A 9,621-nucleotide genomic window follows, 5' to 3' on the forward strand; every position below is an offset into this window, starting at 1 on the left:
TTGTAGGCCGGATCAAAATCGAATTGTGACCAGTCCAGTGCGCTTTGCTCAAGGTCTGTCAGGCTTAACGCAGTGACAGGAACGGCCTTGTCCCGCAGCATATTTTTAGCTTCCTCCGTCCAGTTATCCGTAGAGGCAACGATATAGCGGAGCGTAAAATACGTTTTATCGGAGGCAGCCAGAAAACTATCAATATCCTTTTTGGCGATTTTAGTCTGATTGTAGTTTTTGCACTGGATAGCATGAAACTCCCCCGTTTTGGTTACGGCGACCAAATCAATGCCATCATCTTTTTTCTTCGTGATCCCAACGGTTTCACCGTACTGAGAAACCCATCCGCCATAGCTCAGCACGTCACTGTACAGCTCGGCATATTTAGGTTCATAGAGAAAATACTGCACACAAAGGTTTTCAAAGGTCGTACCTTTGTCCCGCTGTGTTGGTGAAGCCTGTTCAATTTTTGTCAGCAATGCAGAAAGTGCATTCATCGTTGATATCCTTAATGTCCTTTATTTGCTGGGGTTATCAGATCCCCCCGACACGTTTAATTAATGCTTTCTCCGCCGGAGATCGACGCACAGCGTTCTGTGCTCCATGATGTTATTTCTTAATAATCATCCAGGTATTCTCTTTATCCCCTTTATCACCATACGTAGTGCGAGTGTCCACCTTAACGCAGGGCTTTCCGTCACAGCGCGATATGTCAGCCAGCGGGGCTTTCTTCTGCCAGACCGCTTCCATCCGCTGCATTTCAGCAATCTGGCTATACCCGTCATTCATAAACCACGTAAATGCCGTCACGCAGGAAGCCAGGACGAAGAATATCGTCAGTACAAGATAAATAGCGGATTTCCACGTATAGCGTGACATCTCTCGACGCATTTCATGGATCATCGCTTTCGCCGTATCGGCAGCCTGATTCAGCGCTTCTGTCGCCGGTTTCTGCTGTGCTAATCCGGCTTGTTTCAGTTCTTTCTCAACCTGAGTGAGCGCGGAACTCACCGATTTCCTGACGGTGTCAGTCATATTACCGGACGCGCTGTCCAGCTCACGAATGACCCTGCTCAGCGTTTCACTTTGCTGCTGTAATTGTGATGAGGCGGCCTGAAACTGTTCTGTCAGAGAAGTAACACGCTTTTCCAGCGCCTGATGATGCCCGATAAGGGCGGCAATTTGTTTAATTTCGTCGCTCATACAAAATCCTGTCTATCGTGAGAATGACCAGCCTTTATCCGGCTTCTGTCGTATCTGTTCGGCGAGTCGCTGTCGTTCTTTCTCCTGCTGACGCTGTTTTTCCGCCAGACGTTCGCGCTCTCTCTGCCTTTCCATCTCCTGATGTATCCCCTGGAACTCCGCCATCGCATCGTTAACAAGGGACTGAAGATCGATTTCTTCCTGTATATCCTTCATGGCATCACTGACCAGTGCGTTCAGCTTGTCAGGCTCTTTTTCAAAATCAAACGTTCTGCCGGAATGGGATTCCTGCTCAGGCTCTGACTTCAGCTCCTGTTTTAGCGTCAGAGTATCCCTCTCGCTGAGGGCTTCCCGTAACGAGGTAGTCACGTCAATTACGCTGTCACGTTCATCACGGGACTGCTGCACCTGCCTTTCAGCCTCCCTGCGCTCAAGAATGGCCTGTAGCTGCTCAGTATCGAATCGCTGAACCTGACCCGCGCCCAGATGCCGCTCAGGCTCACGGTCAATGCCCTGCGCCTTCAGGGAACGGGAATCAACCCGGTCAGCGTGCTGATACCGTTCAAGGTGCTTATTCTGGAGGTCAGCCCAGCGTTCCCTCTGGGCAACAAGGTATTCTTTGCGTTCGGTCGGTGTTTCCCCGAAACGTGCCTTTTTTGCGCCACCGCGCTCCGGCTCTTTGGTGTTAGCCCGTTTAAAATACTGCTCAGGGTCACGGTGAATACCGTCATTAATGCGTTCAGAGAACATGATATGGGCGTGGGGCTGCTCGCCACCGGCTATCGCTGCTTTCGGATTATGGATAGCGAACTGATAGGCATGGCGGTCGCCAATTTCCTGTTGGACAAAATCGCGGACAAGCTCAAGACGTTGTTCGGGTTTTAACTCACGCGGCAGGGCAATCTCGATTTCACGGTAGGTACAGCCGTTGGCACGTTCAGACGTGTCAGCGGCTTTCCAGAACTCGGACGGTTTATGCGCTGCCCACGCCGGCATATTGCCGGACTCCTTGTGCTCAAGGTCGGAGTCTTTTTCACGGGCATACTTTCCCTCACGCGCAATATAATCGGCATGAGGAGAGGCACTGCCTTTTCCGCCGGTTTTTACGCTGAGATGATAGGATGCCATCGTGTTTTATCCCGCTGAAGGCGCGCACCGTTTCTGAACGAAGTGAAGAAACGTCTAAGTGCGCACTGATAATAAAAAGCTTATCAGTGATTCTACCTGCATTTGACCTCGGCCGCCATTCCTGACCATAATTTCCACATCAACACTCAGAGGAAAAATGGGCATGAATAAAAGCGAAAAACAGGAAAAATGGGCAGCAGACAGAGTGCAGTACATTCGCGGCTTAAAGTCGCCGAATGAACAGCAGAAACTCATGCTGATACTGACGGATAAAGCGGATAAAACAGCGCAGGATATCAAAACGCTGTCCCTGCTGATGAAGGCTGAACAGGCAGCAGAAAAAGCGCAGGAAGCCAGAGCAAAAGTCATGAATCTGATACAGGCCGAAAAACGGGCAGAAGCCAGAGCCGCCCGTAAAGCCCGTGACCATTCGCTGTACCAGTCAGCCGGACTGCTTATCCTGGCGGGTCTGGTTGACAGCCAGACGGGGAAGCCTGTTGATGATACCGCTGCCTTGCTGGGTGCATTAGCCAGTCTGAATGACCTGTCGAGGGATAATCCGAAGTGGTCAGACTGGAAAATCAGAGGTCAGGAACTGCTGAACAGCAAGAAGTCTGACAGCTCTGCATAGCAGACCTGCCATAAAACGCCCTGAGAAGCCCGTGACGGGCTTTTCTTGTGTCATGGGTAGATTTCCTCGTGTGAGTCCATGAAAAGCGCCTGTAGCATCATTTACCCCCATTCCCTGCCAGAGCCGTGAGCGTAGCGAACTGAATGTCACGAAAAAGACAGCGACTCAGGTGTCTGATGGTCGGAGACGAAAGGAATATTCAGCGATTTGCCCGAGCTTGCGAGGGTGCTACTTAAGCCTTTAGGGTTTTAAGGTCTGTTTTGTAGAGGAGCAAACAGCGTTTGCGACATCCTTTTGTAATACTGCGGAACTGACTAAAGTAGTGAGTTATACACAGGGCTGGGATCTATTCTTTTTATCTTTTTTTATTCTTTCTTTATTCTATAAATTATAACCACTTGAATATAAACAAAAAAAACACACAAAGGTCTAGCGGAATTTACAGAGGGTCTAGCAGAATTTACAAGTTTTCCAGCAAAGGTCTAGCAGAATTTACAGATACCCACAACTCAAAGGAAAAGGACTAGTAATTATCATTGACTAGCCCATCTCAATTGGTATAGTGATTAAAATCACCTAGACCAATTGAGATGTATGTCTGAATTAGTTGTTTTCAAAGCAAATGAACTAGCGATTAGTCGCTATGACTTAACGGAGCATGAAACCAAGCTAATTTTATGCTGTGTGGCACTACTCAACCCCACGATTGAAAACCCTACAAGGAAAGAACGGACGGTATCGTTCACTTATAACCAATACGCTCAGATGATGAACATCAGTAGGGAAAATGCTTATGGTGTATTAGCTAAAGCAACCAGAGAGCTGATGACGAGAACTGTGGAAATCAGGAATCCTTTGGTTAAAGGCTTTGAGATTTTCCAGTGGACAAACTATGCCAAGTTCTCAAGCGAAAAATTAGAATTAGTTTTTAGTGAAGAGATATTGCCTTATCTTTTTCAGTTAAAAAAATTCATAAAATATAATCTGGAACATGTTAAGTCTTTTGAAAACAAATACTCTATGAGGATTTATGAGTGGTTATTAAAAGAACTAACACAAAAGAAAACTCACAAGGCAAATATAGAGATTAGCCTTGATGAATTTAAGTTCATGTTAATGCTTGAAAATAACTACCATGAGTTTAAAAGGCTTAACCAATGGGTTTTGAAACCAATAAGTAAAGATTTAAACACTTACAGCAATATGAAATTGGTGGTTGATAAGCGAGGCCGCCCGACTGATACGTTGATTTTCCAAGTTGAACTAGATAGACAAATGGATCTCGTAACCGAACTTGAGAACAACCAGATAAAAATGAATGGTGACAAAATACCAACAACCATTACATCAGATTCCCACCTACATAACGGACTAAGAAAAACACTACACGATGCTTTAACTGCAAAAATTCAGCTCACCAGTTTTGAGGCAAAATTTTTGAGTGACATGCAAAGTAAGTATGATCTCAATGGTTCGTTCTCATGGCTCACGCAAAAACAACGAACCACACTAGAGAACATACTGGCTAAATACGGAAGGATCTGAGGTTCTTATGGCTCTTGTATCTATCAGTGAAGCATCAAGACTAACAAACAAAAGTAGAACAACTGTTCACCGTTACATATCAAAGGGAAAACTGTCCATATGCACAGATGAAAACGGTGTAAAAAAGATAGATACATCAGAGCTTTTACGAGTTTTTGGTGCATTCAAAGCTGTTCACCATGAACAGATCGACAATGTAACAGATGAACAGCATGTAACACCTAATAGAACAGGTGAAACCAGTAAAACAAAGCAACTAGAACATGAAATTGAACACCTGAGACAACTTGTTACAGCTCAACAGTCACACATAGACAGCCTGAAACAGGCGATGCTGCTTATCGAATCAAAGCTGCCGACAACACGGGAGCCAGTAACGCCTCCCGTGGGGAAAAAATCATGGCAATTCTGGAAGAAATAGCGTTTTCAGCCGGCAAACCGACTGAAACCGGATCTGCGATTCTGATAACAAGTCGGCAACACCAAAACAGCCAGTTTGCGAGCGGAAAAAAACGCACTTTTGGACGTTCCGGCGGGTTTCAGGGGTGAGTACCAGGTCAGTGGTGCGCGCAAGATCCATTATGTTAAAAACGACAGGATTCATGAAAATCATCAGAATTGTGCAGGATGGTTTTTCCATCCTGCACACCTATCGATTAGATATCTAATTTAGGCAGGCTATTGACGATTTTCTGAGTTTCCAGGCTGACAGTGATAATTCTCAGGAATAGCTCTAGTGGGTATCTAGGGTTATTCATTGTTTCAACTGCCCAGTCATTAGCATCATTCACAATACCGCTATCTTTATGAGTAGAGACACCTTGCCGCTCCATCACCCATTCAAGAGCTGGCTTGCCATTCACAACGTAGTCATAGGCTTCAGTTGGAATGTTTTTTATGCGAATTTTATTGTTATAGATGACCGTATCTTTTTCACCTTTTTTGGCGAACTTCATCTTCTCGACATAAAAATCGTCTTTTCCTAATTGAGAATAACTAATAAGCCCTGTATCAATATTCGCTTTATATGGCTCAACTGTTTCATAGTTCAAATGATACCCGGCTAATTTGCGACCAGCATCAGAAAAAGCCCAAAAATCATTTATATTCTTTACACATGGTATTCTTGGCAGTTCTTTAGTTAGATTGTCACTATAACGATTACGGTAATCTTGGCTGTGTAAAAGCCCATAAAGATAGTAAAAAACATCCTCCTTAGTGATGGCCATATCATTAAGGTGGCTGCTGAAATAATTTAACCCTTCATCACTTATACCATACTTTCTTTTTTTCTCAGTTGCATTTAAAAAACCAACATCATCACTCAATGAACTTTCATCATCATACAAATAAAGAGGAAAACACTGAGAACCTGCATCCATAAGATTAAGATCCATAAGGCAGTTTGAAATTAATACTGAAAAACCTTTCTTACCGCCAAGACCTGTAACTGCTATTATTAAATTATCACCACCAATTGGAAATATCTTTGGAAATTGACCGACTCGATGGGTTAACCCACCACCAAAGTAGAGCCATTGTTTCTGGAATGGCCTATATAGTGATTCCCTAATATTTAAAGGCTCGAATTTTATTTTTTTCCCACTAGAAAACGCTGATATGAGACTACTTGACCAACTTATTGATTTTACATCAAAAATAGGCTCCACTCCTGATGACAAGTTCTCATTGTAAAATGAAATCGTTCTATTAATATTATCAACTAGCTTTGATCTACTACTTTGATAAACCCAAGCATCCCTGTTAGTTCCAACACCCAGAGAATAATTTAAAAACAAAGATGTGCTTTTTTTATTTTTTTTATTTCCAATCTCAATAAATTCATAGAAACTATCATCCCTTTGGTTAACCCAATCGTTATATGAGTCAGGAACAATCGATTCCCACTTACTTTTAATTTCAGCACCATCAACACTTGAAACTTTTGAGATAAATTCTAATTTCTCCTCTCGCGACAAATAGTCTCCTATTTTAAAGAACTTCAGTTCCCCTTTGCTTTTCCTCTCTCTGTTTTTCACTAAAATAGTGATAGCAACTGGTGTTCTTATTTCAAAAATCCCAGCCCCCTCTTTTTTCGCTAACTCGCCAGAACTCCTTCTTGAATTACCTTGCAAGTGAAATACATATATTGAACTAAACTCATCAATTAAGCACTTCCTGAGCCCATCAGTTGAATTTGAGTCAATATAGCCAGCATTGGTTATAAATCCAATTACGCCTTGCTCACCAACGCGGTCACTTGCCCATCGAATAGCTCGAATATAAGAATCCATCAGATTTTTTGTTGACGTTGCCTTGGAGTTTAAAGCATATGTATCTTTAATTCTTTTATCTAAGCCAGGGTAAGATATATTTGCGTTGTTGTCATTCGCAGAGCCCTGACCAGCTGAGTATGGAGGATTCCCGACAATGACTCGAATATCCAGCGCTTTTTGACGCTTACGGCGTTCACTGTTATCAACCAAAACCTCACTGACCAGGTCATCTTTCTCATACATTTCAAAGGTGTCAGTCAGACAAATCCCTTCAAATGGCGTGTACTCTGATTCTTCCGTGATGCTGTGATACACCGCCTCAATATTAATGGCGGCAATGTAATAGGCTAACAAGACGATTTCGTTGGCATGGATTTCATTTTTAAACTTGTAAGCCAGTTTATCTGACGGGATAAGACCACTTTGCAGCAGGCGGGTGATAAACGTACCGGTTCCGGTGAATGGGTCAAGAATATGCACACCTTTGTCGGCGAGTGTTTGTCCGAACTCCTTTTTCAGCACGTCATTCACGCTGTGAATAATAAAATCAACCACCTCAACAGGCGTATACACAATTCCCAGACGCTCAGTCATTCTCGGGAACGCGTTTCTGAAAAACTTATCGTACAACTGTACGATAATCTGCTGTTTACCTTCTGCGGTGGTAATGCCGTCTGCACGCATTTTTACCGACTCATAGAAGCTGTTCAGCGTGCTGGCTTCTTTTTCGAGATGATGCTCCTGTAACGTGTTAAGCACGTTCTGCATCGCCATACTCATCGGGTTATGGTCGGTAAAATTGTAATCGGCAAACAGGGCATCAAAGACCGGCTTGGTTATCAGATGCTGTGCCAGCATTTCAATGATTTCATCGTCGGAAACACTGTTATTCAGATCATCACGCAGTTCATCGGCAAATGCCCTGAAGGCACTGATTTCTATTTTATTCCCCGGATTTTCGAGAATGCCCCGAATGCGGTCGATATGGGTACAGGCAATTTTAGCAATGTCGTTTGCCCAGTCCTCCCAGTGATGCCGGTTACCGCATTTTTTAACGATTTTTGCGTACAGGGCGCGCTCAATCTCACCAACGGAAAACTCAATATCAAACTGTTTAGGAGCGGGGCTCACGGCTGAACCAATGCCACTGCTTTTACGCGCTTTTCCTGCTATCTCAGATTTTTTCGTCTGCCGTTTGGTTTTCTTCACGACTTTATCGGCTACCGCGATCACTTCCATTCTGCCGGTATCTTTACCGTTAAACTCCAGCTTGTTGATCATGGCATCAAAGCGGTCATCATGCGCCCTGAGTGCATTCAGCACCTGCCAGACAACACGGTAAGCCTGATTATTGTTCAACGCATTCTCCGGCTCTTCTCCGGCGGGAATGACAACCGGCAGAATGACATAGCCCAGCTCTTTACCTTCGGCACGCCGCATAACACGCCCGACAGACTGCACCACATCCACCTGAGAGCTTCTCGGCGTTAAAAACAACACTGCATCCAGAGAAGGCACATCCACACCTTCAGATAAACAACGGACGTTAGACAATATCCGGCAGACATTTTCATCCGTATCCGCTTTCAGCCATTCAATTTTGGATTTTTTCTCAGTGGCATTCATGCTGCCGTCAACGTGCTTCACCTGACACTGAAGTTTTAATGACGGATCAATAGCCTTATCCGGTGCGGTTTCCCTGAGAAGTTCAATCTCGGATGCCTGATAGGCTTCAACCACTGCTCCGAACATTTCAGTGATCAGTTTAGAACTGACCTTATGCGTTTTGCCGCGAAAGTCTTTTTCTATCACCTGACAGAACGCCACTGCCCGCTTCATCGCATCAGGATGAACGCCATCAGACCCCGCCAGCCCCTGCTTTGCCAGTGCTTTCCAGCAACCCACAATTTTTGCCGCATCATCGACTTTGAGCTGATTATTTTCATCCTTCAGCAGAGACTGAATGCGGCGGCTGACATGCTTTTCTTCCACGGCAAGCACAATAACTTTGTAATCACACAAAATGCCCAACTGAACGGCTTTAGAGAAGGTAATGACATACAGGTCATCACCGTAAAGGCTTTTGTCATCCATTGAGCATAAGGTGACCCCTTCAGTCTCTTTCGCATCGTCCCCGAAAATGCGCGGAGTCGCGGTCATGTACAGGCGTTTTTGACCGGCGATATAGGCGTTGTCGTGAATACGAACAAAGGCGGACTCATCATCCCCTTCAAAGGTCGCACCTGTGGTCCGGTGAGCTTCATCACAAATGATGAAATCAAAGGCAGGAAAACCCAGTTTTTGCGCCTGATGGATGACCTCAACAGAGTGGTAGGTAGAAAACACCACGTTCATATAAGGCGGCTTATCACTGCCGAAGATATCAGGCTGATTAAACGCTTTGACGAGGCTGTTCGCATTCGTGGTCGCCGGATATTTCAGGTCGCTGATACCAACAACGACATTGTCATCATGGTTTTTCTTACCCACATCACTGTCAGAGCAGACAGCAAAACAGCGCAGGTCTATCAGCGTATCCTGTGTCCATTCATCCAGCGTCTGACTCAACAATGCCAGACTGGGCACAAGGAACAGTACGGTTTTCCCCCGTCCGGCAACCGCTTCAGCGATACGCAGCGAGGTGAAGGTTTTCCCTGTGCCGCACGCCATAATAAGCTTGCCGCGGTCGGCAGTCGTCAGCCCTCTTTTCACGGCTTCAAGCGCGGGAGTCTGATGAGGTCGGAGTTGTTTTTTTGCTTTCATCACCGGTTTGTAGGCCGGATCAAAATCGAATTGTGACCAGTCCAGTGCGCTTTGCTCAAGGTCTGTCAGGCTTAACGCAGTGAC

General features: G+C 44.9%; 7 protein-coding genes. 3 read left to right on the forward strand and 4 right to left on the reverse strand.

What is annotated here, in order from left to right; genetic code table 11:
• The 3 genes from ACEQFP_RS16870 to mobA all read right to left on the reverse strand — a co-directional run.
• Positions 1-488: restriction endonuclease (locus tag ACEQFP_RS16870; RefSeq protein WP_396464358.1), on the reverse strand; the 488-nt coding region annotated here is incomplete at its 3' end.
• 112 nt (positions 489-600) lie between these two features.
• On the reverse strand, positions 601-1,194 hold the full coding sequence (locus ACEQFP_RS16875; protein ID WP_016517639.1) for a mobilization protein MobX: 594 nt from the start codon (positions 1,192-1,194) through the stop codon (positions 601-603).
• 12 nt (positions 1,195-1,206) lie between these two features.
• Positions 1,207-2,322 (reverse strand): mobilization protein MobA, encoded by a 1,116-nt coding sequence (mobA, locus tag ACEQFP_RS16880; RefSeq protein ID WP_016946648.1) that lies wholly within the window; start codon positions 2,320-2,322, stop codon positions 1,207-1,209.
• Between the two features lie 163 nt (positions 2,323-2,485).
• On the opposite strand from mobA, the gene traD reads away from it, so the two are divergent.
• From traD to ACEQFP_RS16895, 3 genes are all read left to right on the forward strand, one after another.
• A complete protein-coding gene (traD, locus tag ACEQFP_RS16885; protein WP_034167666.1) occupies positions 2,486-2,953 on the forward strand; it encodes a conjugal transfer protein TraD in 468 nt (155 codons plus the stop codon).
• A 594-nt stretch (positions 2,954-3,547) separates the two neighbouring features.
• A complete protein-coding gene (locus tag ACEQFP_RS16890) occupies positions 3,548-4,498 on the forward strand; it encodes a replication initiation protein (protein ID WP_034167667.1) in 951 nt (316 codons plus the stop codon).
• A gap of 7 nt (positions 4,499-4,505) precedes the next feature.
• Positions 4,506-4,919, forward strand: a complete 414-nt coding sequence (locus ACEQFP_RS16895; protein WP_001229901.1) for a hypothetical protein — start codon at positions 4,506-4,508, stop codon at positions 4,917-4,919.
• A gap of 235 nt (positions 4,920-5,154) precedes the next feature.
• Here ACEQFP_RS16895 and ACEQFP_RS16900 read toward each other — a convergent pair whose 3' ends face one another.
• Positions 5,155-9,537 carry a DEAD/DEAH box helicase gene (locus tag ACEQFP_RS16900; RefSeq protein WP_396464359.1) on the reverse strand — a complete coding sequence of 1,461 codons (4,383 nt, stop codon included), beginning with the start codon at positions 9,535-9,537 and terminating at the stop codon, positions 5,155-5,157.
• Positions 9,538-9,621 lie beyond the last annotated feature (84 nt).

Origin of the sequence: Edwardsiella sp. A.80236, from assembly GCF_044540725.1 — a bacterium.
In the GTDB taxonomy this organism is placed as follows: domain Bacteria; phylum Pseudomonadota; class Gammaproteobacteria; order Enterobacterales; family Enterobacteriaceae; genus Edwardsiella; species Edwardsiella tarda.

Bases quoted from the DNA above. Each gene is read 5' to 3' on its own strand.
- ACEQFP_RS16875 (WP_016517639.1), bottom strand. From the start codon at position 1,194: ATGAGCGACGAAATTAAACAAATTGCCGCCCTTATCGGGCATCATCAG.
- mobA (WP_016946648.1), bottom strand. From the start codon at position 2,322: ATGGCATCCTATCATCTCAGCGTAAAAACCGGCGGAAAAGGCAGTGCC.
- traD (WP_034167666.1), top strand. From the start codon at position 2,486: ATGAATAAAAGCGAAAAACAGGAAAAATGGGCAGCAGACAGAGTGCAG.
- ACEQFP_RS16890 (WP_034167667.1), top strand. From the start codon at position 3,548: ATGTCTGAATTAGTTGTTTTCAAAGCAAATGAACTAGCGATTAGTCGC.
- ACEQFP_RS16895 (WP_001229901.1), top strand. From the start codon at position 4,506: ATGGCTCTTGTATCTATCAGTGAAGCATCAAGACTAACAAACAAAAGT.
- ACEQFP_RS16900 (WP_396464359.1), bottom strand. From the start codon at position 9,537: ATGAAAGCAAAAAAACAACTCCGACCTCATCAGACTCCCGCGCTTGAA.